General features: G+C 64.6%; 24 protein-coding genes. 6 read left to right on the top strand and 18 right to left on the bottom strand.

Annotated elements, in window-relative coordinates; genetic code table 11:
* Positions 1 to 168: 168 nt before the first annotated feature.
* The 5 genes from QMF81_RS01590 to QMF81_RS01570 all read right to left on the bottom strand — a co-directional run bounded on the left by QMF81_RS01590 (position 169) and on the right by QMF81_RS01570 (position 5,204).
* Positions 169 to 978, bottom strand: coding sequence for a hypothetical protein (locus QMF81_RS01590; protein WP_281751371.1), 810 nt, complete (start codon positions 976 to 978; stop codon positions 169 to 171).
* A 1-nt stretch (position 979) separates the two neighbouring features.
* Positions 980 to 1,441: a chemotaxis protein CheX gene (locus tag QMF81_RS01585; RefSeq protein WP_281751370.1), complete on the bottom strand. Its 462-nt coding sequence runs from the start codon at positions 1,439 to 1,441 to the stop codon at positions 980 to 982.
* 57 nt (positions 1,442 to 1,498) lie between these two features.
* Positions 1,499 to 2,254 carry an RNA methyltransferase gene (locus tag QMF81_RS01580; RefSeq protein WP_281751368.1) on the bottom strand — a complete coding sequence of 252 codons (756 nt, stop codon included), beginning with the start codon at positions 2,252 to 2,254 and terminating at the stop codon, positions 1,499 to 1,501.
* Positions 2,255 to 2,262: 8 nt separating this feature from the next.
* On the bottom strand, positions 2,263 to 3,357 hold the full coding sequence (ychF, locus tag QMF81_RS01575) for a redox-regulated ATPase YchF (protein ID WP_281751365.1): 1,095 nt from the start codon (positions 3,355 to 3,357) through the stop codon (positions 2,263 to 2,265).
* A 281-nt stretch (positions 3,358 to 3,638) separates the two neighbouring features.
* Positions 3,639 to 5,204, bottom strand: a complete 1,566-nt coding sequence (locus QMF81_RS01570) for an ATP-binding protein (protein WP_281751364.1) — start codon at positions 5,202 to 5,204, stop codon at positions 3,639 to 3,641.
* A 226-nt stretch (positions 5,205 to 5,430) separates the two neighbouring features.
* Here QMF81_RS01570 and QMF81_RS01565 point away from each other — a divergent pair, with 226 nt between their 5' ends.
* Together QMF81_RS01565 and QMF81_RS01560 are read left to right on the top strand one after the other, a co-directional pair.
* Positions 5,431 to 6,735: a M48 family metalloprotease gene (locus QMF81_RS01565; RefSeq protein ID WP_281751362.1), complete on the top strand. Its 1,305-nt coding sequence runs from the start codon at positions 5,431 to 5,433 to the stop codon at positions 6,733 to 6,735.
* Positions 6,725 to 9,067 carry a mechanosensitive ion channel domain-containing protein gene (locus QMF81_RS01560; RefSeq protein WP_281751360.1) on the top strand — a complete coding sequence of 781 codons (2,343 nt, stop codon included), beginning with the start codon at positions 6,725 to 6,727 and terminating at the stop codon, positions 9,065 to 9,067. The genes QMF81_RS01565 and QMF81_RS01560 overlap by 11 nt, the downstream gene beginning before the upstream one ends.
* Here QMF81_RS01560 and QMF81_RS01555 read toward each other — a convergent pair.
* Positions 9,064 to 10,479: a DNA integrity scanning protein DisA nucleotide-binding domain protein gene (locus QMF81_RS01555; RefSeq protein WP_281751358.1), complete on the bottom strand. Its 1,416-nt coding sequence runs from the start codon at positions 10,477 to 10,479 to the stop codon at positions 9,064 to 9,066. The two genes, QMF81_RS01560 and QMF81_RS01555, sit on opposite strands and share 4 nt — an antisense overlap.
* A gap of 158 nt (positions 10,480 to 10,637) precedes the next feature.
* Here QMF81_RS01555 and QMF81_RS01550 point away from each other — a divergent pair, with 158 nt between their 5' ends.
* Positions 10,638 to 11,201, top strand: coding sequence for a type I restriction enzyme HsdR N-terminal domain-containing protein (locus tag QMF81_RS01550; protein ID WP_281751356.1), 564 nt, complete (start codon positions 10,638 to 10,640; stop codon positions 11,199 to 11,201).
* Here QMF81_RS01550 and QMF81_RS01545 read toward each other — a convergent pair.
* A complete protein-coding gene (locus tag QMF81_RS01545) occupies positions 11,198 to 12,190 on the bottom strand; it encodes a PfkB family carbohydrate kinase (RefSeq protein WP_281751354.1) in 993 nt (330 codons plus the stop codon). The two genes, QMF81_RS01550 and QMF81_RS01545, sit on opposite strands and share 4 nt — an antisense overlap.
* A complete protein-coding gene (locus QMF81_RS01540) occupies positions 12,187 to 13,041 on the bottom strand; it encodes a ParB/RepB/Spo0J family partition protein (RefSeq protein WP_281751352.1) in 855 nt (284 codons plus the stop codon). Before QMF81_RS01540 ends, QMF81_RS01545 begins: the two co-directional genes overlap by 4 nt.
* 108 nt (positions 13,042 to 13,149) lie before the next feature.
* Between QMF81_RS01540 and QMF81_RS01535 the strand changes: the two genes are divergently transcribed.
* Entirely contained in the window at positions 13,150 to 13,554 is a 405-nt protein-coding gene (locus QMF81_RS01535) for a hypothetical protein (protein WP_281751350.1), read from the top strand.
* Here QMF81_RS01535 and QMF81_RS01530 read toward each other — a convergent pair.
* The 6 genes from QMF81_RS01530 to QMF81_RS01505 form a co-directional block, all read right to left on the bottom strand.
* Entirely contained in the window at positions 13,523 to 14,317 is a 795-nt protein-coding gene (locus QMF81_RS01530; protein WP_281751348.1) for an AAA family ATPase, read from the bottom strand. The two genes, QMF81_RS01535 and QMF81_RS01530, sit on opposite strands and share 32 nt — an antisense overlap.
* 14 nt (positions 14,318 to 14,331) lie before the next feature.
* Positions 14,332 to 15,336 (bottom strand): NAD-dependent epimerase, encoded by a 1,005-nt coding sequence (locus tag QMF81_RS01525; protein WP_281751347.1) that lies wholly within the window; start codon positions 15,334 to 15,336, stop codon positions 14,332 to 14,334.
* A 270-nt stretch (positions 15,337 to 15,606) separates the two neighbouring features.
* Positions 15,607 to 16,269 (bottom strand): hypothetical protein, encoded by a 663-nt coding sequence (locus tag QMF81_RS01520; RefSeq protein ID WP_281751345.1) that lies wholly within the window; start codon positions 16,267 to 16,269, stop codon positions 15,607 to 15,609.
* Positions 16,251 to 17,456: a bifunctional phosphopantothenoylcysteine decarboxylase/phosphopantothenate--cysteine ligase CoaBC gene (gene coaBC, locus QMF81_RS01515; RefSeq protein ID WP_281751343.1), complete on the bottom strand. Its 1,206-nt coding sequence runs from the start codon at positions 17,454 to 17,456 to the stop codon at positions 16,251 to 16,253. Before coaBC ends, QMF81_RS01520 begins: the two co-directional genes overlap by 19 nt.
* Positions 17,453 to 17,977: a hypothetical protein gene (locus tag QMF81_RS01510; protein ID WP_281751342.1), complete on the bottom strand. Its 525-nt coding sequence runs from the start codon at positions 17,975 to 17,977 to the stop codon at positions 17,453 to 17,455. The genes coaBC and QMF81_RS01510 overlap by 4 nt, the downstream gene beginning before the upstream one ends.
* 10 nt (positions 17,978 to 17,987) lie before the next feature.
* Positions 17,988 to 18,770 (bottom strand): hypothetical protein, encoded by a 783-nt coding sequence (locus QMF81_RS01505; RefSeq protein ID WP_281751340.1) that lies wholly within the window; start codon positions 18,768 to 18,770, stop codon positions 17,988 to 17,990.
* A gap of 86 nt (positions 18,771 to 18,856) precedes the next feature.
* Here QMF81_RS01505 and rfaE2 point away from each other — a divergent pair, with 86 nt between their 5' ends.
* Positions 18,857 to 19,351, top strand: a complete 495-nt coding sequence (gene rfaE2 / locus QMF81_RS01500; protein ID WP_281751337.1) for a D-glycero-beta-D-manno-heptose 1-phosphate adenylyltransferase — start codon at positions 18,857 to 18,859, stop codon at positions 19,349 to 19,351.
* Positions 19,348 to 21,126 (top strand): GspE/PulE family protein, encoded by a 1,779-nt coding sequence (locus QMF81_RS01495; RefSeq protein ID WP_281751335.1) that lies wholly within the window; start codon positions 19,348 to 19,350, stop codon positions 21,124 to 21,126. Before rfaE2 ends, QMF81_RS01495 begins: the two co-directional genes overlap by 4 nt.
* Here the strand turns inward: QMF81_RS01495 and QMF81_RS01490 are convergent.
* The 4 genes from QMF81_RS01490 to QMF81_RS01475 form a co-directional block, all read right to left on the bottom strand.
* Entirely contained in the window at positions 21,123 to 21,596 is a 474-nt protein-coding gene (locus QMF81_RS01490; protein ID WP_281751334.1) for an arsenate reductase ArsC, read from the bottom strand. The two genes, QMF81_RS01495 and QMF81_RS01490, sit on opposite strands and share 4 nt — an antisense overlap.
* Before the next feature lie 136 nt (positions 21,597 to 21,732).
* The gene (locus QMF81_RS01485; RefSeq protein WP_281751332.1) at positions 21,733 to 23,127 is read right to left on the bottom strand and encodes a sigma-54 dependent transcriptional regulator; all 1,395 of its coding nucleotides are present in this window, start codon (positions 23,125 to 23,127) and stop codon (positions 21,733 to 21,735) included.
* Positions 23,124 to 24,539 carry an ATP-binding protein gene (locus QMF81_RS01480; protein ID WP_281751330.1) on the bottom strand — a complete coding sequence of 472 codons (1,416 nt, stop codon included), beginning with the start codon at positions 24,537 to 24,539 and terminating at the stop codon, positions 23,124 to 23,126. The genes QMF81_RS01485 and QMF81_RS01480 overlap by 4 nt, the downstream gene beginning before the upstream one ends.
* Positions 24,536 to 26,551, bottom strand: coding sequence for a S16 family serine protease (locus QMF81_RS01475; protein ID WP_281751328.1), 2,016 nt, complete (start codon positions 26,549 to 26,551; stop codon positions 24,536 to 24,538). Before QMF81_RS01475 ends, QMF81_RS01480 begins: the two co-directional genes overlap by 4 nt.
* Positions 26,552 to 26,710: the final 159 nt, after the last annotated feature.

Raw genomic sequence — 26,710 nt, 5'->3', positions numbered from 1 at the left:
AAGATGCAGAGGCTGTACCGAAGAGAAAAATCTTTGAAATATTTTGATAAAAAGACAGCAGTCAAAGCATTTGTTCTTTTTTTGTAAAAAAAGCTTGATTGTTATAGCGAGAATCAAAGTGTATTTTTATTTTTTTGTAAAAACATTTTTATATCAATGAGGTATATTCTATCCCAAGTACGCCTTGGCCAGCAGGTAGAGGTCGGCATAGGGCACGCCGGCCTTGATGGCGGCCATCATGGCTGCGGACAGGGCCATTTTGCGCTCCGTGGCCGCGAGGATTTCCCGCTTCACGAGGTTCAGACGATATTTGATAAAATCCGCGTCAAAGCCGTCAGCCACCAGCTCCAGGCCGTCTTTGAAGTAGGGAGAGGCCAGGTACTCGCGCTGTTCGAGTACCGCCGCCACTCCGCTTTTGCGCGCGAGCTTACAGTAGAAGATGAGGTTGATGATGAGGGATTCGATCTTTTGTTTGTGGTCGATGCGCAGGAACTTTTTTTTGTTGAATCCTGGGTCTCCCAGGTGCTGGAGCATGAGGTCCGCCACCTCGAACACCTGGCGCTCGAAGATGGGTGGCATGTGGAACTTGGACAAAAACCGCACCATGACCTTTTGCGGGTTTTCGTTGGCCACCATGCCCAACAGGGCGATACTCATGAGCGTATACTTGCGCCCCAGGTCTTCGAGGATGGTGGCGGCGCGGATGCCTGCCAGCTCTTTGGCCTCGGCCGGGGAAAAGGACGAGGCCGCCAACTCCAGCAGGTAGCGGATGTACGGCTCCTTGGTATGCCGGGCCTCCTCGGCCAGGAACCCCTCCCGCCGCTTGCTCTCCAGGGTCTTTTTCACGGAGAGCCAAAAGGCGGCCACCCCTTCCAGAGGCATTTCCAGGATGTCGAATTCCGGCGGCGTCCCCGGCGAGGGGGCGACACTGGCGGCTTCCAGCAGGCGGGTGACGAGGTCGTTGATGGCCGCAGGCATGCTACTCCTCGAGGCAGAACTCCACCGTAAAGGTACCTGCCTGGGTGGTGAAGGGGATGGCGATGGGCTTGGTCGAGCTCATGTGGGCAATGGTGTGGCCATCGCCCATGATCACCGTGGGCGTGGACCCCTGGAGTTTGACGCCCATTTCCGCCAGCCCCACCCGGGCTTGGCCGGAGATCATGTTGGAGATCTCGCCCACCGCGTCCTGCACGTCCTGGAGGATGTTTTCGATGGCGTCGCCGAGCATCTGCTTCACCACGTGCACGGCCGTGGGTTTGTCGAAGGAGATGGAAAAGGTGCCACGCAGGTCCCCGGTAATGCCGATGACTGCAGAGATATCGCCGCGGGCGATATTGTCTTTTTTGACGTACGGGGCCTCGGCGGCCACCTCCAGGGCGGCCATGGAGGCGAGCACGGTCTTGGTGGCCTTGATGAAGGGTTTGGCGAATTCTGGGTTCATGGGGGGCTCCTTGGGAAGAGAGGATGGCCCCCTGTTAGGGGACCACAGGCCCCGGGGTCAATCGTTCTGCGTGCGGGTGAGTCGCGCCAGCCGTCGAATTTGGCGGCACAGCCCCATGATCTGGTTGAACTCGTGGCGCCGGGGGGCGAGCCGGTGCACGAAGCGTTTGATGGAGAGCATGAAGTAGTCTGGGTTGTCGGGCTTGATGTAGTCGATCTCCATGAGGGTTGCGCGCAGGGTGGCAAAGAGGATCTCCTGCTCTTCGTGGTTGATGACCCGGTCCTTGGGATAGCGGGAAAGGTGCAGGGGCCGCTCTTGGGCCGCGAGGAAACACTCATAGAGAAGCACGAGCACCGCCTGGGCCAGGTTGAGGGAAGTGAGCTCGGTGCTCGTGGGGATGGTCACCAGGGCGTTGCAGATCTCGATCTCTTCGTTGGTGAGCCCGCGGTCTTCCGGGCCGAACACCAGGGCCACGCCGCCGTGGCGGCGCTCTTCGACGATGCGCGGCGCCGCCTCCCGAGGGGTGAGGATGGCCTTGCGCCAGCCGCCCAGACGGGCCGTGGTGGCGTAGGAGAAGGAAAAGGGCATGAGCGCCTCGCGCAGCGTGGGCACGATGGTCAGGCTCTCGAGCAGGTGCCGGGCGTGGTGGGTGGCCAGCGGCAGGGCGCGCTCCAGGTCCCATTGCCACGGATCCACGAGGATGATGCGCGAGCAGCCCATGTTGGCGCAGGCCCGGGCCACGGAGCCCACGTTTTCCGAGAACTTGGGCCGAAACAGGATGACGGCGATGTCGTCCAGGCGTTGCGGTTCCATGGGACACCTTAGACGTTGAAGAGGAAGTGCATGACGTCGCCGTCACGCACCACGTACTCTTTGCCTTCCACCCGGAGCACCCCGGCGGCGCGGCATTTGGCCTCGGAGCCGTGATGCACGTAGTCCGCAAAGGCGATGACCTCGGCGCGGATGAAGCCGCGTTCGAAATCCGAATGGATGACCCCTGCCGCCTGGGGGGCCTTGGTGCCCTCGCGTATGGTCCAGGCCCGGACCTCTTTGGGACCGGCGGTGAAAAAGGAGATGAGCCCCAGGGTCGCGTATCCGGCGCGGATGACCTGGTGGAGGCCGGGCTCGGTGATCCCGTAGCTGGCGAGAAACTCGGCCGCCTCTTCGGGCGACAAGCCGGCGAGCTCTTCTTCCATACGGGCACATACCGTAATGGCCTGAGCCCCCCGGCGGGCGGCCAAATCCCGGGCCCGGCGCTGATGCTCTGTTTCCGTGGTCAGGCCGGCTTCATCCACATTGAGCACAAAGATGACCGGCTTGGCGGTGATGAGCGGGGTCTCGCGCAGGAGCTGCGCCACTGCGGTGTCGTCAAGGAGTGCGGCGGCAGGGATGCCTTCTGCCAGGGCCTGGATGACGCGGCGGGCGGTCTCCAACTGGGCGGCGGCCTTTTTGTCCCCCTTGGCCTGCTTGGCCAGGCGCTCGGCGCGGCGCTCCATGGCCGCAAGGTCGGCCAGGAGGAGCTCGGTCTCGATGGTTTCGGCGTCGCGCACCGGATCCACCGTGCCGTCCACGTGCACGATATCCGGGTCATCGAAACAGCGCAGCACGTGCACGATGGCCTGGCAGTCGCGGATATTGGCAAGAAATTGGTTGCCCAGGCCTTCGCCCTGGCTGGCGCCGCGCACCAAGCCGGCGATGTCCACGAAATCCACGGTGGCCGGCACCACCTGCTGGGGCTGGACGAGCTCTGCCAGGACAGCGAGCCGGGAGTCCGGCACCGGCACCACTGCCTTGTTGGGCTCGATGGTGCAAAAGGGGTAGTTGGCGCTGGCCGCGTTCTGGGCACGGGTGAGGGCGTTGAACAGGGTGGATTTGCCCACATTGGGCAGACCGACGATACCGATGCTGAGGGCCATGTTCTTCTCCTTGCGGCGCAAAAAAAGGCGGAAGGCTCCGCCGTGGGAATGCTCCCTAGCAAAGGGGGGCAGACGGGGCAAGGGAGGCCAGTCCCTGCCCCGCGGTCCTCTAGACCTGGAAGCGTGCCATGAGATTTTTGAGGTCGCACACCATGCGGGCCACCTCTTCGGAGCGCGCCAGGCCGGGAGTTTCCTGGCTGGTGTTGTTTGGGAGCGGGCTTGGGAGGAAATGCCGGGGGCGGCGATAGAAGCACTTCAAGGCCGGTTTGGGGGGACTCGCGTTATGCCACCTCCCAGCCTACGATCTGGCGCTTGGCCGTGCTGAACTCCACGCCGACTTCGATGACCGTGACCCCCGGGGCGCGGTATTTGGCGGCGTAGTTTTTGGCTTGGAGCTGGGTAAGGGCCGCACCGGTGGGCGCTTCGCCGTCCACCAATTTGAATTCCAGGACCCAGGCGACGTCTCCTGCCCGCACGGTGAGGTCGCAGCGGCCCAGGTGGCTCACGTCCTCGGGGATGATGGTGACCCCCACTGCTGCCAGGTGACTATAGAACACGCTGGCAAAATAGCCTTCGTACCGGGCCATGGGGTTTTTGCGGTACCAGTCTGCGGGGATGCCCGCAAAAAGGCGCATCATGTGCTCTTTGAGGGCATGGGCGTCGCCGCTTCGCAGGATGCGCAGCACGAAAAGCGATGCTTCGTCGCGAAAACCGGGCACCAAGGCGCGGGTCAGGGCCGTATTGAGGGCCATGCGCACCTCGCGGTTGGGGAGGGTGAGCCCATAGAGGAGGAGATCGCCTTCGCGCAGCACCTCGCCGATGGTGAGATACCCGGTCTGCCACAAAAGCGCCTCAGGTTCGATACCATCCACATCGAAGGCGGAGAGCAGGGCCTCGCTGGCATAGAGGCGCTCGAGACGCGGGGTGAAGAACTGATGGCGCATGAGCCACTCCACGAGAAAGGTGGGGGTGGCGGTCTCGAACCACCAGGAGCGGAACTGGCGTTTGTCGAAAAGGAGCAGTACGTCGAAGGGGTTGTACACGCTCTCTTCTGTACCCCAGCGGTAGCCGTTGTACCAGGCGCGCACCACGTCCCGGTCAAATGGACGACCATCCTGGGCAGCGGCGGTAAACTCCGGGGCAAAGACCGCATCCAGGTCCGCTTCCGTGTAGCCGCAGATGGTGGCATAGCGCTCATCCACGGTGATGTCGTTGAGGTTGTTGAGCCCGGAAAAGAGGCTCACCTTGCTGAACTTGGAGACCCCGGTGAGGAAGACGAAGCGCAGGTCCGCATCCCGCCCCTTGAGCACGGAGTAGAGGTTGCGCAGGCCCTCGCGCATGGCCCGCGCCGTGTCCGGATCGGTGAGATTGTCGAGAATGGGTTTGTCGTACTCGTCGATGAGCACCACGGCCTGGCGCCCATGCTGTTCTGCCGCGCGGCTGATGAGCTGACCGAAGCGCAGGTGGACATCTTTGGGCGCAGGATCGATGGACACCCCGAGGCGCTCCGCATTTTCCGTCAGGATCTCGTGGATATGTTCTTCCAACTGATCGGCCTGCTGCAGCCGTCCCTCGGCAAAAGAGAGCCGGATCACCGGATGGCGCCTTTCCCAGTCCCAGTGATTTTCCAAGTAGAGGCCGGAAAAGAGCGCACGGTTTGCCGCAAAGGCCTCGGCCAGGGTATCGAGGAAGAGGGATTTACCGAAGCGCCGCGGCCGGGAGAGGAAATAGTAGCCGCCGTTTTCGGCCAGGTGCGCCACGAACGGCGTTTTGTCCACGTAATAGCAGTTTTCCTGGCGGATTTTGGCAAAGGTCTGGATGCCGATGGGCAGTTTCTTGCGTTCCATGGAAACCTCCATGCCGGAAAAGGAGACGTTTGTTGTGTACCCACGGGGGCATGGGAAGTCAAAAGGAGCGAAATTCCCATGGCGTCAATGCGAGCTCTCCTGGGGGCTTGCACACGCCGCAGGGCCAAAATGCCGGGAAGAAGCGGAGGGGGCGCTGAACATCGTGGGATGTGCCCTTGCCCTGACGGCGGCGCTGACGATAGGGGGAGGGCGAGGAGGACGCCCCATGCTTTCCCGCCGCCGTTTTCTTGCCTTTCTCGCGGCCTCGGCCGCGGCCCCGGTGCTCTCCGGGTGCGCCGTCAATCCCGTCACCGGCCGCAATCAACTCATGCTCGTGGGCGAGGACGATGAGATCGCCATGGATCGGCGTCAGTCCCCCCAGCAGTTTTCGGCGGATTTCGGGCCAATGCAGGACGCGGCCCTGAACGCCTACGTGACTGAAGTGGGGCTGGCTGTGGCCCGTCAGAGCCACCGACCGCAGATGCCGTACTCCTTTCGGGTGGTGAACGCGCCGTATGCCAATGCCTACGCCTTTCCCGGCGGCAGCATCGCCGTGACCCGGGGGATTTTGGCGCGCCTGGAAAGCGAAGATGAGCTTGCCGCCCTTGTGGGGCACGAGATCGGCCACGTGAGCGCCCGACATACCGCGGCGCGCCTCTCCAGCGGTACGGTCCTTTCCGTGGTCTTGGGCGGCGCCGTGGCGGCCCTGGGTGCGGCCAAACCGGGCCTGCAGGATGTGGCAGGCGATGTGGCCAGCTTGGGGGCGGGGATGCTCCTTGCCCAATACAGCCGCGACGACGAGCGCGAGGCCGACAGCCTGGGCATGGCGTACATGGTGGCTGCGGGGTACTCGCCCCAAGGCATGGTGGACCTCATGGCCATGCTGCGCGGGCTCTCCACGCGCGAGCCGGGCCTGGTGGAGGTTCTCTTTGCCACCCACCCCATGAGTGACGAGCGTTTTACCCAGGCCCAGTCCCTGGCCCGCCAGCGCTACGCCGCGGCCCTCTCCCGGCCCCGGCGCCGCGAGCGCTTTGCGGCGGCCACGGCGCGGCTGCGTGCCCAACTCCCGGCCTTGGAGCGCCTTGAGGCGGCCCAGCGCGCCTTGGGGAACAAGCAGCCCGCCCAGGCGAGGGCCCTGTGCCAGCAGGTCCTTTCCTTTCTGCCCGATGACTACGCGGCCTTGGTGCTTTTGGCGCGGGCCGAGCTTGCCGCGGACATGGCACAGGCGGCGTTGCAGAGCGCCCAGCGCGCCCGCGCCGTGAATCCCACGGAGGCGCAAGGGGCCATCGTCCATGGCTTGGCTGCAGTGCGGCTGCGCCGTTTTGCCGAGGCGGTGCAGGATTTTTCGGAGGCGCTGCGCCTGTTGCCGGAAAACCCCACCTCGATTTTCTGGCGCGGCTACGCCTTGGATGCCATGGGCGATCGGCAGGCCGCGGCTGAGGACTATCGCCGCTATCTTGTCCAGGTGCGCTCTGGGCCTCAGGCCCAGTATGCCCTGCGGCGCCTTCGGGAGTGGAAATATGTTCGCTAGATGGCTGCTCTGGGTTTTTTGGGTGCTGTGCGCGGGCTTTTGTGTCCTGCCCTCGGCCTGGGCGGATACGCAGCCTGCGGCCGCGGACCAGGTCTTGGAGTCGTTTTTGCAGTTCAAAAACCTGGAGCTCGATCGTCTGGCTCGCGAGGTGGATGCCGCACAGAGCGCGGTAGGGGATGCCGAGACCACGCATGCCCAGATTTTGGATCGCATGGGGGAACGGCTTCAGGCCTTGGAGGTGGTGGCGCGGCTCATGCTCTCCAATCCCTACGACATGCGCGCCGCCCTGGCCGAGGCCCAGTTCGTGGCCCGCAATTTGGAGAAAGAGCGCGCCCCCCTGGAAAACCTCGCCCGGGATTTGAATCTCAAAAACAGCGCCGCCGCCGCCCTGGCGGAAGAGTTGGAACGCAAGTGGGCCGCGACCCTGGATAAGGATGTGCGTGCCGGGCTCGTGGACATCCGCACGCGGGGAAGCAAATTGGTGCAGGTCCTGGGCGCGCTCAGTAACCGCATCGACAAGCTTTTTGGCCAATACACGACGGCCCAGCAGCGGGCAGCGGCTTTGGTGGCGCAATTCCAGGAAAAGCTCCCGCAGATCTGGGAGTCCGAGTTCCTTGAGCCCAAGCCCTTTCGCCTGTGGCCCTTGGGATGGGCGGAGGCGCTGCAGGACTTGGCGGAGTGGGGCGTCAACATGCGCCTACTCTTAGGCTCCCAATGGGCCTCCATCGTTCGCGAAGACCAGGGGCTCCTCGGTGTGCTCGTGCTGTTCTGGCTCCCCTTTTCCGCGTTGGGGCTCATCGTGTATCGCCGTCTGGCGCCGCTTTTCCCTCCGCGCTCTTCGGGGCGGCATGTGGCCACGGCCACAGCCATTCTTTCCCTTTCTCTGGGGGTTTCGCTCTTGGCCGCGTTTTTTTCCGGCCGGGTGAGCCAAACTTCGGTGCTGCTCGTGGCCACGCACGCGCTGATCGTCGGTGGGGCCCAGTCCTTGGGGTGGCGGCTCCGTCTCCTTGCCCACCCCAAGACGTGGACGTGGCAGCCCCTTCTTCCTTTAGTGGCCTTTTTTGGCTGCTCCATCGTCCTGGAGCTGCTGCGGTTGCCGCTGTGGCTCTTCCATGGCGTATGGCTTGCCCTGGTGGTGTGCACCTCCCTGGGCATGGGCATGCTGCAGCCAGCCTTCCTCTATGAGATCTGGATCCGACGCCTGAACCCGTGGGTGATGTTTTTCTTGGTGCTCGTGGCCTTTTCCGGTCGGGCACGGTTGGCGCTTTTGGGAGGTGAGCTGTGGTGCGTGGGGGCCGTGGCCGGGCAGTTGGCCTTGGGGGTCGTGGCCTTGGCCCATTCGTCCGCAGCCATGAACAAGCGTGAGGGGTGGCGCGCCTTGGCGGTGGAGCTTCTGACCAGTCTCGCCTCCCTTGTGGTGTGGACGGGCATGATTTTCTCGGTGCTTGGCTGGCTGGCGGTGCAGCTGGGCTCCAACATGGTCTTCGAGCGTCTCTCCACCTTGCAGTTCAATTGGGGGGAATTTTCCTTCAATTTCCTGCGTGTGGTCATGGTGTTTCTGCTCTTTCAGGTGGTGCGCTCCCTGGCTGCGGCCTGGCGGAGTATGCTGGAGAACGAGACCGTGGTGGCGGGGCTCGACCGGGGCGGCAAGGCATCGCTCGCCCGGGTGGGCATCTACTGTCTGTGGCTCTGCTTTGGCCTGGTGGCCATGCACCTCTTGGGTGTCAGCCTCACCAACCTGGCGGTCATCGCCGGCGGTCTGTCCGTGGGCATCGGTTTTGGCCTGCAGACCCTCATCAACAACTTCGTGAGCGGCATGATTCTGCTCTTCGACCGCTCGCTGCGGCCTGGAGACATCATCGAACTCGACGGCCTCTGGGCCGTGGTGCGCAATGTCAACATCCGCAACACCGAGGTACAGACTTTCGACAACGCCACCATCCTCATCCCCAATTCCGAGCTCATCTCCGGCCGCCTCACCAACTGGACGCACAAAAACGACCCGCGCATCCGGCGCGATATCGCCGTGGGCGTGGCCTACGGATCGGACATCGCCCGCGTCAAAGCCCTATTGCTGGAAGCCGCGGTCGAGCATCCCGCGGTCTTGTCCGCACCAGCGCCGCAGGTAATCTTCGCCAACTTTGGCGCCAGCTCGCTGGACTTCATCCTGCGGGTCTGGCTGCGGCACGTGGATTTCTCCGTAAGCGCCCCATCGGAGCTGCGCGAGGCCATTGACCAGAAGTTCCGCGAGGCGGGCATCGAGATCGCCTTCCCGCAGATGGACATCCACTTGCGGGCAAGCGACGGGGTGCTGCGCCTCAGGCGCGGCTAGGGCGACGCCCACTGCTCCAGGGGGAGCGGACTGCCCACGTCCCGCCCTTGGGGCTGCCATTCGCAGCGGGTGGAGAGTTCGGCCCCGTGCTGGATGATGGAGATGGGGCGGTCGGCGCTCACCACCACCACGAAGAGGTCCGGGTGTTCGGCGGAAAACCGCAGGGCGGAGTTGTAGCGGGCCCCGCGCGCTCGACTCTCGCCGGGTACGGCCTTGCCGTCCATGAGGGTGGCGAAGGCCACGAGACGCAGGGTGCGGATATCGATGTGCAGGGCGCCGTCCACCCGGGCCAGGGTCTTGGCCAGATCCAGCTCCGCCAGCCGCCGGAGATTGAGGGCGGAGGTGAGGCGCTGGCCGGAGGTGTGGGCAAGCGGCGTGCCGTAATCCAGGATGAGGGCGCAGCCATGCCGCCGCTCCTGGGCGCTTTTGACGATCTCGAGCACCATGTGCATGATGCCGTAGATGTGGTGCGCGGGCCAGCGCATCTCCACCAGGGTTTCTTCCAGGGCCACGAGGATGGGCTCGCGGGTGGAGGAGTGGAGACTCCCATCGGCGAAGCTGCAGATCTTTTCCTCCTGCAGGCTGATGAACCCGTAGCTGCCGAGAAACTCGGCGCCAATGGAATAGTCGGGCAGCCTGCCTGCGCCGATGCCGATGATGTGGGTGCCGTCGCACACCAGCCGGTGGCGGGTGCCTTCCACGGCCTGAAGGAGTTTGCGCACGTGTTTGGTGTCCTGGAGCAGGGGCCGCTCGTGCGGATCGAGCTTGGCCATATAGTGGATGGTGTCCACCAGGTCGGGCTCCACGAAGGCCATCTCACCCACGGGCAGGCGGCCTTCCTCTCGGGCCTTGGACAGGTCGAGGATGGCTGCGAGCACCGTGTACACCCGCAGGCGAGAATCCATGATGCTGCGGCTGCGTTCATCCACGATGGCGTCCCGCACCGCGTGCAGGGCAAAGTCATGGAGGATGAACCCCGCGTTCTCCACGGTGCAGGCCCGGCTTTCCATGCTCTGCACCATGAGGCGGCAGGCCTGTTCCAGCCAGCGCTGGGTGGGGAGCACGGAGCAGATGTCCGGGTGATGGTCCGTGAACCACATCTGCAGGGGCAGAGGCGCCGAGCGGGCGCCGAAAGAGATGATGCCCGAGAGCTGGACGTCCGCGCAGGGGATGAATCCGTCGTAGGCAGGACCCGCAGGGCACAGGGGCGGCGGAAAGCGGGAGAAGATTTCGCGGATCTTGGGTTCGTGCTCCCGCAGCAGATCTTGGGGGTCGTGGATGAACACCGGCCCGGTGTCCTCAAGGGCGTACACCACGGCCACGCGGCTGGGGCCCGAGAAGCGGGAGAGCCCGGCGCCGAGGCCGTCGCAGATGTGGAAGAGGGTTTTGCGAAAAAGCAGGGGGGTGCTCATGAGTGGCCTCGACAGACGCAATAGGCGTATGGGTTCCATGGCCCCGTTTTTCCGGGGCGTTGCTCCAAACAGAGTATGCTTTTTCGATTTCTCAGGGCAAGGGGCGAGAGCGTCTTTTTTCTTCATGCCCAGTGGACGCGAGCAGTGAGGAGGTCTGTATGCACGAAGTCTTTTTTGAACGGGTGATTACGGATTATTTGACTGGTGCGAGCATCCAGGACTCCACCTACGAAGATTTGCGCCAGGGCCTGGCACGCATGCTCGTGGAGGAAAAGGGCTACCCGCGCCACCTCTTGCGGCCCAAGTACGCCGTGCGCGCCCAGGTGGACGGCCGTGAGGAGCGGTTCTCGGTGGATATCGCCGCCTTTGCCGAAGACGGAACCCCGCTTCTTGCCCTGTTCTTCTGTCCCGGCGAGGTGGGCACCTTCGTGCGCGAAAGTGTTGCCGCGGCGCGGGTGCACCAGCCCCAACCCTTTCCCGTGGTGCTGGTCACGGACTCCAAGCGCATCTTGCTCGTGGCCGCCCAGGACGGCAGCACCCTGGGAGAAGGCTGGTACGCCGTGCCCCGTTGGGAGGAGCTGCCGGGCCTTGCGGCTGCCCATCCCTGTCCGCCCCTGGCCCCGGAGCGCCTGGAAAAGGAAAGCCGTATCCTGGCGGCCTACACGGCCTTGGGCGGGGCGTGCTGCGGCGGGGCCTGCGAGCTGACGGGAACCCCGTCCTAGCCCAGATTCTTGGGCAGTTCCGCCCATTTCTCCGGCCGCAGTCCGGCGTGGGCCTCCAGGGCGCCGGTAAGTTCTTCCACACTGGGCGCCGCGGTGCCGATCTTGCCCACCACGATGCCAGCGGCCAGGTTGGCCAGCATGGCGGCGGTGAGAAGATCCGCGCCGGCGCCCACGCTCAGGGCCAAGGTGGCGATGACCGTATCCCCGGCGCCGGTGACATCGAATACCTGCTGGGCCATGGTGGGTACGTGGAAGACCCCTTCGCCGGGCACGAACACGGCCATGCCGTCAGCCCCCAAGGTGAGCACCAGGGTGGCAAGACCGTAGCGCTGCAAAAGCACCCGGCCTGCAGCGATAGCCGAGGCGGGATCGGTGATGGTGATGCCGGAGCCCTCACTGCCCTCCTTGGTGTTGGGGGTCATGCAATACGCCTGACGGTAGAGGGGGTAGTTGCAGGTCTTGGGATCCAGGAACACCCGTGGGTGGGCGGCCAGGTCCTGGAGGAGCTCCGCGTGCACTGCCCCCTTGCCGTAGTCCGAGACCACCACGGCGGCGGCATCCAGGTGCCTTTTCGCGGTCTCCCGCAGGAGCAGGGCGCTTGCCGCAGGCAGCGGTCCCGTGCTTTCGTGGTCGATGCGCAGCATCTGCTGATGGCCGGCCATGACCCGGGTCTTGCGGGTGGTCTCCCGCGCCGGGCAGTCCACGAGACTGACGGCAAATCCGGCGCGGGTACACAGGGCCTCCAGGCGCTCTCCGGCCTCGTCGGTACCGCGGATGGCCACCAGGGTGGGGGCTCCGCCCAAGGCGGCCACATTGGCCGCGACGTTGCCTGCCCCGCCGAGCTTCCACTCCTGCCGGGTAACCTGAACGATGGGCACCGGCGCTTCCGGTGAGATGCGGTGCACCTCGCCCCACTCGTAGTGGTCGAGCATGGCGTCCCCCACCACGAGCACCCGCGTGCCGCCAAGGCGTGCGATGAGTTCCTTCATTGGGGCATCTCCAATCCTTCCATCAAGGCCAAAAGCAGGGCCCGCTCCCGGGGATTGCGGTAGGAGAAGACCACTTGGCCGCGCTTTTCATCGCCGCGTACCTGGATGGGGCAGGGGATACGCGCGGACATGCGCTGGTGCCAGGCCGCCATGTCCGCGGGCAGGGTTTTGGGCTGAGGCGGCGTGGGGGGGAAGCGCTTGACCAGGGCCTCGGTCTGCCGCACCGTAAGCCCCCGCCGCACCACTTCCTGGGCCGCGGCGCTGATGAGCTCTTCGGTCTCCAGGGCGAGGAGGGCGCGGGCATGGCCTGCGGAGAGCCGGCCGTCCTCCACCATGTCCTGGACCGAGGTAGGGAGCTTGAGCAAGCGCAGGGCGTTGGCCACTGCGGAGCGGCTCTTGCCCACCTGGTCCGCCAAGTCTTCCTGGGTGAGGTTCAGGGTGACGCGCAGGGCCTCCAGGGCGCGGGCTTCTTCCATGGGCGAGAGGTCTTCCCGCTGCAGGTTTTCCACCAAGGCCACGGCCATGGCTTCGGTGTCGCTCATCTTCCGCACCAGGCAGGGGGCGGTGTACAGGCCGGCCATTTGACAGGCGCGGAAACGGCGCTCTCCGGCCACGATTTCGTAGTTGCCGTTGTCCATGGGCCGCACGGTGAGCGGCTGAATGACGCCTTGGGCTGCGATGGACGCCGCCAGCTCTTCCAGGCCAACGGGGTCGAAGTGCTGCCGCGGCTGATAGGGGCTGGGCCGAAGCTGGCTGAGGGGGATTTCCTGCAAGCCTTCCTGAGGCTCGCTGGACGTGCTGCCCAAAAGGGCGTCGAGGCCGCGGCCAAGGCCGCGTGTGCTTCCAGTCATGGGGTCTTTCCTCCAGAAGAAGTGCTGGGCTTGCATTGTGGCAAGCGGATATTATGAAGTGTTTTTTGGAGGATGCCTCCTCCGTACGGACAACAATGCGAGGGAAACATGGATCGAGCCAATGCCATTCGGTATCTTGTGGACGCTCAGGGCAACCGTCAGGGAGTGCTCATCGACGAGGCCTTGTGGCCATATGTGGAGCGCGCCGTGCTGGCGGCCCTGGAGCGGTTGTGTCCGCAGGAACGGGTCATCCCGGAACCTTTGGCGGACTACGAGCTTTTGCAGAAAAATTGGGACTTTCGCTACCCCTTCTGTGAGGCTGTGGAGTGCGCCACCTGCGGCGCCGCGACGGAAAACTGGCGCCGGGACGAGCCGCGCAAGTTCATGCTGCGCGCCGCCAACCTGGGCGGACTGGTGGCCTACCAATGCCTGGCGTGCAAGAGCCGCATCACGCGCCGCCATTTCAAGGACAAGGTCTCCATCACCTGCACGCCGCCGTGCCCGGAGCGCTGAGGCGCGGCAGGTCCAGGATCTCCTGGGCGAGCTGGAGATAGGCTTGGGTGCCCAGGGAGCGGATGTCGTAGAGGAGCGCCGGCTGCCCGTGGCTTGGGGCCTCGGAGAGGCGCACGTTGCGGGGGATGGTGGTGGCCAGGGTGAGGTCCCGGAAATGCCCCCGCACTTCATGTTCCACGTGAAACGAGAGCTTGTTGCGCTTGTCGAACATGGTGAGCACGATGCCAAGGATCTCCAGCTGCGGGTTGAGCCGGCCGCGCACCCGCTCCACCGTGGCAAGGAGCCGCGCCATGCCTTCCAGGGCATAGTACTCGGTCTGCAGTGGGATGAGGATCCAGCGGGCCGCACACAGGGCATTGAGGGTGAGGAGCCCCAGGGACGGCGGGCAGTCCAGGAGCACAAAGGCGTAGTCCTGCTGCACGGCCTCCACCACTTGGGCGAGGACGCTCTCGCGGCGCTCCATGTCGATGAGTTCGATCTCTGCCCCAGCCAGATCCGGCGTGGCCGGGAGCACGTGGAGGTAGTCCATTGCCGTGGTGCGGATGGCCGCTGCGGCGCTCTGGGGCGCCCCCAGGACGGTGTAGAGATTGGTGCGGCATTGCCGCGGGTCGAGCCCCACACCGCTGGTGGCGTTGCCTTGGGGATCGCAGTCGATGAGGAGCGTGCGCCGCTCCATGGCCGCAAAGGAGGCCGCAAGGTTGACGGCGGTGGTGGTTTTGCCCACCCCGCCTTTTTGATTGGCAACGGCAATGACGTGCGCCATGTCCCCTCCTGGGCTTAGACGTTGTGGTAGCTCCGGTACCACTCCACAAAGCGCTGGATCCCCACTTCAATGGGGGTGGAGGGCCGAAACCCGGTATCGCGCATCAGGTCATCCACGTCGGCGGAGGTGGCAGGCACGTCCCCGGGCTGGATGTCCACGGAGTTGCGGATGGCCTTTTTGCCCAGAGTCTCTTCGAGCACCTGGATGAAGTATTCCAACTCCACGCTGCTGTTGTTGCCGATGTTGTAGAGCCGGTACGGGGCCAGCGAAGAGCTGGGGTCCGGATGGGCACCATCCCACTGGGGATTGGGTTCGGGAATGCGCTGCATGACCCGCCACACCCCTTCGATGATGTCGTCGATGTAGGTGAAGTCCCGGCGCATCTTGCCGTGGTTGAAGACCGTGATGGGCTCGCCGTTCAAAATGGCCTTGGTGAAGAGGAACAGGGCCATGTCCGGTCGGCCCCAGGGGCCGTACACCGTAAAGAACCGCAGGCCGGTGCTGGGGATGCGGTAGAGGTGGCTGTAGGTGTGGGCCATGAGCTCTCCGGCCTTTTTGGTGGCCGCGTAGAGGCTCACGGGATGGTCGACGTTGTGGTGTACGGAAAAGGGCATGGCGGTGTTGAGGCCGTAGACCGAGCTCGACGAGGCATACACCAAATGTTTCACCGGAAAGTGGCGGCAGCATTCGAGCAGATGGGCAAAGCCCACCAGGTTGGTCTCCACGTAGGCCTCGGGGTTGGTGAGGGAGTAGCGGACCCCGGCCTGAGCCGCCAGGTTGACCACGTGGGTGAAGCCTGCTTCGGCAAAGAGCGCCCGCAGGGCCGCCTTGTCCGCCAGATCCGCCTGCACGAAGCGAAAGCCCGAGCCTACCAACTGGGCCAAGCGAGCCTTTTTGAGATCCACGCTGTAGTAGTCGTTGAGATTGTCGAGCCCTACCACCTCGGCCCCTTCGGCCAGCAGGCGGCGGCTGAGATGAAAGCCGATGAAACCAGCCGCGCCAGTCACGAGAACGCGCATGTCAACTCCTTGAAGAAAAATGGGATGGCGTCCTGTAGCCCAAGGCGCCGGGGCCGTCTAGAGATGGGCGCGGCGCGCAAAGCGCGGCTTCGGGGCCGATGCCCATGCCGTATGGCCCTCAAGCACCGGAGAATTGTTTCACGTGAAACAATGGGAAGATGCGGCGGCCTTCGGCAGGATGGCGAAGACCGCCGCGGACATTGGAAGGAGAGTCCGGCGGGGTTTTTCGCAGGCGTCCACCAGGGACGTGCGGCCGGATATCCCCCCTCCTTATGTGCGCGCGGGCAAGGAGGGCACGCCTTGGAGTATCTGCCAGGCAAGGGCCTTTGCTTCGGCGTCGCCGGCAAGCATGGCGTCGAGGTCAGGAAGGGGCACTACGAGCATGTCGCCCCAGGGAAAAGGGACAGATGGGGCCTGGATTTCGGGCAGGATGTGGCGGATGGCTGCTTGGCCAAAGACGAGGAGGCATCGGGGCTGCCATTGGGCAAGGCCGTGTTCCCAGGTCTCGGGCGTCGGGCAGCGGCAGGGCCACAGGGCCATGCGGGCGGCCTCCCAGCCCAGACGTTCGGCGCAGGCGGCTTGGATCTTTTTGATGAGCTCCAGACGGGGCGGGCGTGGGGCGTGGAGGTCCTCCCAGAGTTCGGCGTAGGTCCACAGGGTGTGCACCGGTTGTGCTTTTCCGTGCAAGAGGGTCCGCAGGACCCCCGGAAAAGGCGCACGCGCTGCCGCTGCGGCCGGGGGCGCCGGGTTTGTGGTGCGTGGCGGCGCCTCTGGCGTGGGGCGCTGGGGCGGGTGTTGGGGGCGGCGTGACTTGGGAAGTTGGGGTGCTTGGGCCTGGGGGCGGACAGGGGCTGGCCGCCTCGGGGCGATGATCCAGGCAACGCCCATGGCGCGCAGAAGCCGCGCCCGTTCCCCTACAGGCTGGCCAGCCATGAGAGCAGCCTCCAGGCTACTTCGGTTTTGGGGAGTACGGGCCAGGACTCGGTGCGGCCGCTGCGATCCACCACCACCATGCGGTTGGTGGGGCTGGCAAAGCCTGCTTCGGCCTGGCCGATGGGGTTGGCGGCCATGAGGTCGGCGTTTTTGCGCTCCAACTTGGCGGCAGCCGCGGCCGCGAGATCTCCAGTTTCCGCCGCGAAGCCGAGCAGGCGTTGGTGTGGGGCCTTGGTTTTGCCCATGGCGGCGAGGATGTCCGGGTTGGGGGCAAAGGTGAGCGCCAGGGACTGGCCATCTTTCTTGTATTTGGTTTCCTGGCGGGGGGGGCGGAAGTCGGCCACCGCTGCGGTACACAGCGCCATATCTACCGAGGGGAAGAGGTCCATGGCCGCGGTGAACATCTCCTGCGCCGAGATTACGTCGATGCGCCGCACCGAGCGCGGCAGGGCGATATCCACCGGGCCGCACACCGCCGTGACTTCCGCACCGCGCAGGGCCGCGGCCACCGCCAGACTGGCGCCCATGGTGCCGGTGGATGGATTGGACCAGAAGCGGGCCGGGTCGAAGTATTCCCGGGTGGGGCCCAAGGTCACGAGTATGCGCATACCGGCCAGGTCTTGGGGGGTGATGAGGCGCAAGATCTCCACGAAGATTTCTTCCACCGGTGCCAGGCGGCCGGTGCCCATGTCGCCGCAGGCCACGGCCCCGCTGTCCGGCCCGACGAAGCGCACCCCGCGTTGGCGCAGCACTTGGACATTGGCCTGGGTGGCCGAAGCCAGCCACATGCGCGGATTCATGGCCGGGGCCACGAGGACCGGGCCGGGGCAGGCCAGAAGCTGGGTGGAGAGGAGGTCGTCGGCCAGGCCGTGGGCCATCTTGGCCAGGATGTTGGCCGTGGCGGGCACCACGGCCACGGCCCGGGCGAGCTCCCCGGGCTGGAGGTGCTGGAAGGGGTCTTCCAGATGGAAGGGCGCGGTGTGTACCGCTGCGGCGCCAACGGCGCGAAAGGCCATGGGCGTGACGAATTGGGTGGCCGCCGTGGTGAGGGTGACTTCCACCGGCATCTCCAAATGGACCAAGGCCCTGGTGAGTTCCAGGGCCTTGTACGCCGCCACCGAGCCACACACCCCAAGATGCACGCGCTCGCCGCGGAAGGTATCGAAAAGGTAGTGGCGAGGGATCATTGGGTCAGGGTGCGTTCCATTTCCACGGGTTTGGGAAAGCCGCCCCCTGCCGGCGCTGCCGCCGGGAAGGATTGCGGTGCACTCATGGGGGCGGCGCCGTAGCCGTTTTGCCGCGGCGAGACCCATACTTCGAGCCAGGTGTAGTAGATGGGGTCTTCTTCGATGGTGAGCACCGCCACGCGGTTTTCTTTGGTGAAGACCATGAGGAAGCGCTGGTACTTCTGGTAGGCGATGAGCGTCCAGCCGTCCTTGGGCATGGAGTTGGCGAAGTAGTCGAACAGGGAGATGGGCTCCACCCGACCCTTGAACTTGAGCACGCCATAGTGCTCTCCACCCACGGGGGTGATGTTGGACTTGTCCATTTGGATTTCCATGTCTTGGGGGATGCGGACATCACGGAAGTCGTAGGTGAATGCTTGGGTTTCCGTGGCCGTGGGCGGCTCCTCGGAACGGCTGCCGGGCCACATGGTGGAGCAGCCGGCAAGGGCGAGCAGCACAAGGGTGAAAAGTACACGAGGCATGGCGCGATCCTTAGGTTATGGGGTTCGAAGGTTGCTCCCGTCTTTGTGCGGCCAAGGCCCGGCCTTCGTCAAGAGTATGGCGCGGCGGCCATTGGGGGTGGGCGGCATCCATCCGGGCCGCGGCGGCCTCCTGCTCCCATCCGCCGGCCTCCAGGGACTCGGCGGCCAGGAGATAGAGCCTCGAAAGGTCGCTTCCGTACATGGCCTGAAGGAGTTCCTCGGTGTAGCTCCGAAAGGCCTGTTCCAGGAGCTGCCATTGGAGGTAGAAGAGACGGGCGAGCAAGGGGTTGTCCGCGTGCCGGGGCAGATAGCGGATGAACATGCGTTTGCAATGGAAAAGGATGAAACGCACCCGCTGCACTTCCCGGCGGATACTCTCGGAAGTCTGGCTGATGACGGCAAAGAGCTCGCCGCCTAGGTGCTGCTCTTCGGGGGACAGATCCTGCCGCTGTTGCAAATTTTCGAATCTCGGTTTGTAATTCATCTGTTGGTAGGCATCTTCCTTGAGTTTGATGCACTCGTGGAAGATATACCCTAAGGCCCAATCGAGGTATTCCCCCAGGACCTCGCTTCCTTCGTCGCGAAAGAGCAGGTGGGCGCTGTCCTTGAGACGCCACAGGAGCCCTTTACTGTTCTGCCGGCCAAGGATGTCGTCGAAAAAGGAAAAGCTCACCGCGCCGGTGCGGTCATAGTCGTGAAAATGGCTTTCCAGGCGCGCGGCGGCGAGGCAAAAGTCCCGCACCACGTCGCGCACGAAGAGCGGGCGCTTGGCGATGACCCAGGGTTTGGCCATGGGGCCTCCATGACTGAAGCGAATGACGAAAAAGCCGCCGTATTTCCAAGAAATGCGGCGGCGACACCCTACGCCGGGAGGAGGATATGGTCAACGGCTCGGAGGGAAAAATCATGAGCGTAGCGGCGTGGCAGGCCTTGCCCCGGCCGCGGCGGGTGGTGTTCACCAACGGGTGTTTCGACATCCTCCACGCCGGGCACGTGGCCTATTTGGAGGCCGCCCGTGCCTTGGGAGACCATTTGGTGGTGGGCCTCAACGACGATGCCTCCATCGGCCGCCTCAAGGGGCCGCAGCGCCCCATCAATGAGGTGGCCTGCCGCGCCCGGGTGCTGGCGGCCTTGGCGTGTGTGGATGCGGTGATCGTGTTCGCCGAGGACACCCCGGCGCGGCTCATCGCCGAGGTGGCCCCGGACGTGCTCGTCAAGGGCGGGGATTGGCCGGTGGAGCGCATCGTGGGCCGGGAGACGGTGCTTGCCCGCGGCGGTGAGGTGCGCACCATCCCCCTTGTGCCTGGCCAGGGGACCACGGAGATCATCGCTCGTATTCTGGATCGCTACCAATTGCGGGGGGCGGACGCATGACGGGGGTTACAGGTCGGCGGGTGGTCTATAGCCTTGGGTACTTGCTCGATGCCTTGGTGGATGCGGGCCTCTTCGATGCCGAGTCCCGGCGCAAGGTGCTGGAGCGGGCCGTGGCCTTGGGGGTGGACCCGGCGGCGGACGGCGGTTTGGATTTCCTTTTGGGCTTAGGCATTCGGCTGCGCAGTCGCGGCGGCGAGGGCATGCGGCTCACCGAGGAACAGGTATTGCGGGCCGTGGGTCTGCGTGAGGGGGTGGAAGTGCGGCGGGTGAGCCCCTTGGATGTGGAGTTCGATCCCAAGGCCCGAGCCGTGTCCGAGAGCTTTGCCCGCTCGAATCTCCTTGTGCCCCTGGGCTTTCAGGATGGCCAATTGGAGCTGTTGGTGCACAACCCTTTCCGGCCGGAGCTCTGGTCGGACATGGAGCGCGTCTCCCCGCCGCCGTATCGCATCGCCCTGGGCGTGCGTTCGGACATCGAGCGCCTCATCGACGACTTTTACGGCTTTCGCGCCGCCCTTACTGCTGCGGAGGCACAGTTTTCTGCGGGCACGGATCTGGGGAACCTGGAGGCCCGGGTGCAGGTGGCGGAAAAGGTGGACGCCGACTCCGAGCAGCACGTCATCAAGGCGGTGGACTACCTCTTGCGTTCCGCCCTGCGGGAGCGGGCAAGTGACATCCACTTGGAACCCAAGCGGGAAGGCGGCCGCATCCGGTTTCGCATCGACGGCATCCTCCATGACGTGCACCGCATCCCGGCCACGGTGTACGCGGCCATGATGAACCGCTTGAAGGGCATGAGCCGTCTGGACATCTCCGAGAAACGCCGCCCTCAGGACGGCCGCGTGCAGCTCATGCTGGCAGGCACGCCCACGGACGTGCGCGTGTCCACCATCCCGGTGGCCTTTGGCGAAAAGATGGTGCTGCGCCTGCTCTCCAGCCACACCACCCTCAAGAGCCCCGAGGAATTGGGTATGACCCCCGAGCAGCTTGCGCTCTTTACCCGTTTTGTGCGCAGCACCCATGGCCTTATCCTCGTCACCGGTCCCACGGGGAGCGGCAAATCCACCACCCTCTATTCCACCCTCAAGACCCTGGCCTCGCCGCAGGTGAACATCGTCACCTTGGAGGACCCCATCGAGATGGTGGTGGACGAGTTCAACCAGGTGGGCATCCAGACGCGTATCGGCGTCACCTTCGGTGGGATGCTGCGGCATTTGCTGCGCCAGGACCCGGACATCATCATGGTGGGCGAGATGCGCGACCTGGAGACCGCCGAGCAGGCGGTGCAGGCAGCGCTCACCGGGCATCTGGTCTTCTCGACCCTGCACACCAACGACGCCGCCTCGGCCCTGACCCGGCTCTTGGATTTGGGGCTTGCGGCCTATCTCATCAACGCCGCGGTCATCGGCATCATCGCCCAGCGTCTCGTGCGGGTCATCTGTCCGTATTGCAAGGAATCCGTGCCCGTGGACCTGGCGCAGATGCGGGTTTTGGGGCTGGAGCGCTTTTTTGCGGACACCACCCTGGTGTGGCGCGGCCGTGGGTGCGAGGCCTGCCGCGGCACCGGGTTTTTGGGGCGGCAGGGGATCTTCGAAGTGCTGCCCTTGGATACACCGCTCAAGGACGCTGTGCGTCGGGGTGTGGATTTGGCCGAGTTGCGCGCCATGGTGCGGGCCCAAGGCATTCCGTCGCTTTTGGAGGACGGCATGGCCCGGGTGGTGGCGGGCGTCACCACCGTGGACGAAGTGCTGCGGGTGGCAGGCAGCGCCGAAGATTAGGCGTGGGGCGAACGGGAGACGAGGGTCCAGCGGGAGCCAAGGGGGCCCTTGGATCGGAGCCAGTCTGCCAGCTCGCGGGCAGCGGTCTTGATGGCGTCGCGAATGGAGCGCAGTTGTTGGAGCTGCTCCTCGGGCGTGCCGGTAAGGGTGCTGGGATCCGGAAAAGGCAGGTGGAGGCGGTGGGTCATGCCTGGGTAGATGGGGCAGCGGTCTTCGCTCTCGCCGCAGACTGTGACGACGACGTCGAACATGCGGCCGGCACGGAAGAGCGCAAAGGCCGATTGGGTCCCTTTGCCTGCAAGATCGAAGCCGTCTTCGGCCATGACCTGCACCACGAGAGGGTTGATGCGGGTGGGTTCGAAGCCGGCGCTTTCCACCACCCAATCCGGGTCGCCGAAATGCCGCAGATAGGTTTCGAACATCTGGCTGCGGGCGCTGTTGTGGACGCAGATGATGAGGATGCGGCGCATAGGTCTCCCTCCACGGACGATATGGGTCCCCATTCCCTAGGACCGCATGGTGACAATCCGGCGGCGGTGCTGTGGCGACCGGGTGGCGATACGGGCCCTTGGGGCTGCCCATGGCCCTTGAGGGGCTCGGGGCAGGCTATGCGTCTGCGGAACTGTCCTTGTCGTCCAGGGCGTCGGCCATGGCGTAGCGTTTGAGCTTGCGCCAGAGGGAGGCCCGGTCGATGCCCAGGATCTTGGCGGCTTGGGTGCGGTTGCCCTGGCAATGGCGCAGGACCCAGGCGATATGGAGCCGTTCGTTTTCTTCCAGGGTGATGAGTTGCTGGTGGCAGGGGCGCTGCACGTGTCCCTGGACCGCGGAGAGGTCCGGGGGCAGGTGGCGCGGGAGTATGGTGGTGCCTTCCGCCAGCACCGCGGCCCGTTCCATGATGTTTTCGAGTTCCCGCACGTTGCCGGGAAAAGGGTAGCGGTGCAGTATCTCGAGGGTCTCCGGCGCGAGGCAAAGTCCCTCTTTTCCGAGCCGGCGTGCGGCCTTGGCGAGAAAGAAGTGGCTGAGCAGCGGGATGTCTTCGCGCCGTTCGGAAAGGGGGGGGACCTCAAGGGTGATGACGTTGAGCCGGAAGTAGAGGTCCTGGCGGAAGGTCCCGTGGGCCACTTCCCGCTGCAGGTCGCGGTTGGTGGCGGCGATGATGCGCACATCTACGGGGATGTCGTCGGTGCCGCCCACCCGGCGGATGGTGCGCTCTTGCAGCGCACGCAGGAGCTTGACCTGCATGGACGGGGACATTTCTCCCACTTCATCGAGAAAAAGCGTCCCCCCGTGTGCGGCTTCGAAGAGCCCTTTGTGGGGGCGCTGGGCGCCGGAGTAGGCCCCGGCCTCGTGGCCGAAGAGTTCGTTTTCCAGGAGATCTTCCGTGAAGGCCCCGCAATTGATGGCCAGGAAGCGCTGCTGTGCGCGGCGGCTCAGCAGGTGGATGGTGCGGGCGACGAGTTCCTTGCCCGTGCCGGTCTCACCGAGGATGAGCACCGTGGAGTCCGTGGGGGCCACGTGTTCCAGGGTGCGCTTGAGCTGGCGGATGGACGGGGCCTCGCCCAGAAAGGGGATTTCGTTGGCCTGGCGGAGCCGCTGGCGGAGCTCCTGGACCTCCTGGCGGAGGCGGCGCTTTTCCAGGGCCTTGTCCACCAGGGCGCGCACTTCGTCGATCTGATAGGGCTTGACCAGGTAGTGGTACGCCCCGCGGCGCATGGCCTCCACCGCAGTCTCGATGGTGGGGTAGCCGGTGACCATGAGGACTTCCGTGGCGGGCCAGAGCTCCTTGGTGCGCTGGAGCACGTCCATGCCGCTGACCCCCGTCATCATGAGATCGGTGATCACCAGATCGAATTCGTTGTGCTCCAAGGCGGCCAGGGCTTCAGCGCCGTTTGCCGCCTGCTCCACCGTGAGCCCTTGGCGCGTGAGCACCAGGGCGAGGTTTTTGCGGGCAATGGCCTCGTCGTCCACGACCAGGGCCGTTGGCTTTAGGGCGGTGCTCATGCGTCCTCCGGCTGGTGCAGGGGAAGGCGGATGGTGAACCGGGCGCCGGGGCCGTCTGGGCGGTTTTCTGCGCTGATGGTGCCGCCGTGTTTCTTGATGATGCCAAAGACGATGGACAGCCCCAGGCCCGTGCCTTTGCCGTTTTCTTTGAGGGTGAAGAAGGGGTCGAAGACGCGGCCGAGGTACTCGGCGGGGATGCCGGGGCCGGTGTCCGCCACCTGAACGATGGCCGTGCCGGAGGCCGGATCCGCAGTGGCCTCGATGGTGATACGGCCGGCTTCCCCCATGGCCTGAATGGCATTGATGAGCAGGTTGAGAAAGACCTCCTGCATGCGCTGGGCGTCGATGGGGAGGATGAGGGTGTCGGGGATGCGGGTGTCGATGAGGATGCCTGCCGGCCGGTGGCTGTCCACCAATTGCACCGCCCGTTGCACAATGGCGGCAAGCGGGGTCGGTTTGCGGGAAAACTCGGTGGCGCGGGAGAATTCCAAGAGTCCTTTCACGATGTCACGGGCCCGCAGCACCTCCTGATAGATGGCGGAAAGGAGCTCCCGGGCAAGCTCATGGCGCATGATGTCTTCTTCTTCACGCAGGATCTGGCAGGAGGTGGAGATGTTGTTGAGGGGATTGTTGAGCTGGTGGGCGATGCCTGCGGTGAGCACACCCAGGGAGGCCAGCTTTTTTTCTTGCAGGAGCTGCTGCTGTCGTTTCTCGAGTTCCGAAATCATGGTATTGATGGCCTCGATGACCATCTGAGTCTCGTCGCCGCGTTTGTTGGGCGGCAGCGGCCGGAAGTCTCCCTGCGCGATCTGGGCGGTGGAGAGGGTGATGAGGTGCAGGGCGTCGATGATGCTGCGGGTCATGAACCAGGCCAGGGGCAGGCCGATGGCCAGGGCGGCGATGATGGAAAAGATGAGCTGCCGTTTGAGGGTGTCCACGATGGTGAGGATGTGATGCCGGTGGTTGGCAAGGAAGTGTTGGGAGGTTTCCACCAGCATGTGCCCTTGGTTGCGGAGGTTTTCGAGCAGGGCAGGGGCAGACAGCGTGTGCGGGATCTGGTCGAGGAGTTCGCCGTAGCGTTGGAGATGCCTTTCGAGTTCCTGGATGTCCTGCGCCGGGATCGGCATGGGCTCGGTTTGGGCCAGATGCTCCAGGTGGGAGAAGCTTTGCTGGAGATAGCGCCGCGCCTCGGAGAGGTCTTCAGGGGAGCGGTAGAGGAGGTAGTTTTTCTCGTAGCGTCGGATTTCCAGGATTTCGTTGCCGAGGTCGTTGACGAACTCCTCCTGGTGCAGGGCGTTTTCGATCTGTACCAGATACCGGAAGGAGATGACGCCGAGCAGCAGCGCGCCGACCACGGCGATCATGCTCCCCAGGAGCACTTTGTGGCGGATGGTGATGGTGGCGATTCTCATGCGGTTTCCTCGCGTACCAAGGCCGTGCGCAGGGCGGTGTCGATGTCATTGGTGAAGAGGACCTGGGGGTATTCCGTCCCGGATACGGCGAGGGCTTCCACATCCGGGGCGTTTTCCGCAGGCAGGATGACCAGCTGGGCTCCGCCGCGCCGGGCCGCCAAAAGCTTTTCCCGGATGCCCGCCACCCGCAGCACGCGGCCGGTGAGGGAGATCTCCCCGGACATGGCGATCTCGGGCCGCACCGGACGGCACGCCAGAAGCGACACCAGGGCCACGGCGATGGTGAGGCCTGCGGAGGGGCCGTCTTTGCTGATGCCGCCTGCCGGGATGTGGATGTGGATGTCTTCGGTGGCGAAGAAGTCCGCAGGCACGCGCAGGCGCTGGGCGTTGCTGCGGATGTAGCTGAGGGCGATCTGCGCCGATTCCTTGAGCACTTCGCCCAAGGAACCGGTGAGGAGGAGCTGGCCGGTGCCGGGCATGCGGGTGGCCTCCACGGTGATGAGCTCGCCGCCGGTTTCGGACCATACCAGCCCCGTGGCCGCGCCCACGCGCTGCTCCTGGCAGGAGATGGTGTGCACGAAGCGGGGAGGCCCGAGCAGGAGCGTAATGGTCTGCGCGTCCACCTGCTGCGGCATGGTCTCGTGTTCAAGGTAGGCGCGCGCCAATTTGCGGCAGATGCGTCCGATTTCCCGGTCCAGGCCCCGCACCCCGGCCTCGTTGGTGTAGGCGCGCACCAGGAGGATGACGGCCTCGTCGGTGAACGTGGGTCGGGGTCGGGTGAGGCCGTGCTCCCGAAGCTGGCGGGGGATGAGGAAGCGTTGGGCGATCTCGAGCTTTTCGGTCTCCGAATACCCGCTGAAGGGGACGACCTCCATGCGGTCCAGCACCGGGCCGGCGAGGCGGGCGGTGGTGTTGGCCGTGGCGATGAAGAGCACTTTGGAGAGGTCGAAGGGGATGTCCACATAGCGGTCGAGGAATTGGTGGTTCTGCTGCGGATCGAGGATCTCCAGCAGGACCGAGGCCGGGTCTCCTTTGGCGTCCTGGGCGATCTTGTCCATCTCGTCGAGCATGAACACTGGGTTCTTCACTCCCACGCTGCGGATGGCCTGGATGATGCGGCCCGGCAGGGCGCCGACGTAGGTGCGCCGGTGGCCCCGAAGTTCGCTCTCGTCGCGCAGGTCCGCCAAGGAAAGGCGGCAGAACTTGCGGCCCAGGGCTTCGGCGATGGCCATGCCCACCGAGGTTTTGCCGACCCCTGGAGGCCCCACGAAGCAGAGGATCGGCGAGCGGGGCGTGTAGCTGCGCTGGGAGGCCCTCAGGATGGAGGAGACGGTTTCGCGCAGCTCCTGGATGTCGATGGGTTTGGAGAGGTAATGGACGGCGCCGGTCTTCATGGCCTGGACCGCGGTGTCCACCGTGGCGTACCCGGTGACGATGATCACCTGGGTGTTGGGGGAGATCTTCTTGGCTTCCTCCAGGAGCCTCATGCCGTCCATGCGCTCCATCTTCAGGTCGGTGATGATGAGATCGAACTCCCACTGGCGCACCTTTTCAATGGCCTCCATGCCGTCGCCGGCCACCTCGATGTGGTAGCCTTCTTTGGCCAGGGTATAGCGCAGGTTGTTTCTGGCCACGGTTTCATCGTCCACGATGAGCAGTGACGCCTTCTTCTGGGACAGGAGCGTGTGCTGCGCCAGGTGCTCCAGCACCAACTCTTTGATGTGCCCGATGCCGGCGTGGCTTGCGTCCAGGATCGCTTCCGCCTGACGCAGGTCGAAATTGTCGGTGGTCTCCGTCTCCCAGGGCAGATCCAGCAATGTGCGGATATAGTTGAGGCTGATGGCGTACTCGGCCGCACTGGGGTCCGTGTGCTCCAGGCGCTCCACTTCCGCCTCCACGGCCTGGCGGGGGCCTTGGGGCAGGCGCGCGGCCGCGAGGCGCAGTGCTTCCGGGGTGTCGGTCGTGTTCGTGCTGGGGGCGGGTTCTGGTTCAGGCTTCCAGAAAAAACGCATGTCGGCCTCCGTGCGTTGGGGTGCATCATCATGTTGCATTTGGCAACATTTAAAAAGTTGTTTGAAAAACAAATAGTTCCATTTTTGCCTTTGTTTTTTATTGCATTCTGCAACAAGGGTCTATGGGGCGTATTTTTGTGCACCCCAAGAAAACCTTTG

This window comes from Thermodesulfomicrobium sp. WS (assembly GCF_027925145.1).
In the GTDB taxonomy this organism is placed as follows: domain Bacteria; phylum Desulfobacterota; class Desulfovibrionia; order Desulfovibrionales; family Desulfomicrobiaceae; genus Thermodesulfomicrobium.
This window is presented reverse-complemented; position numbering and strand designations above follow the sequence as displayed.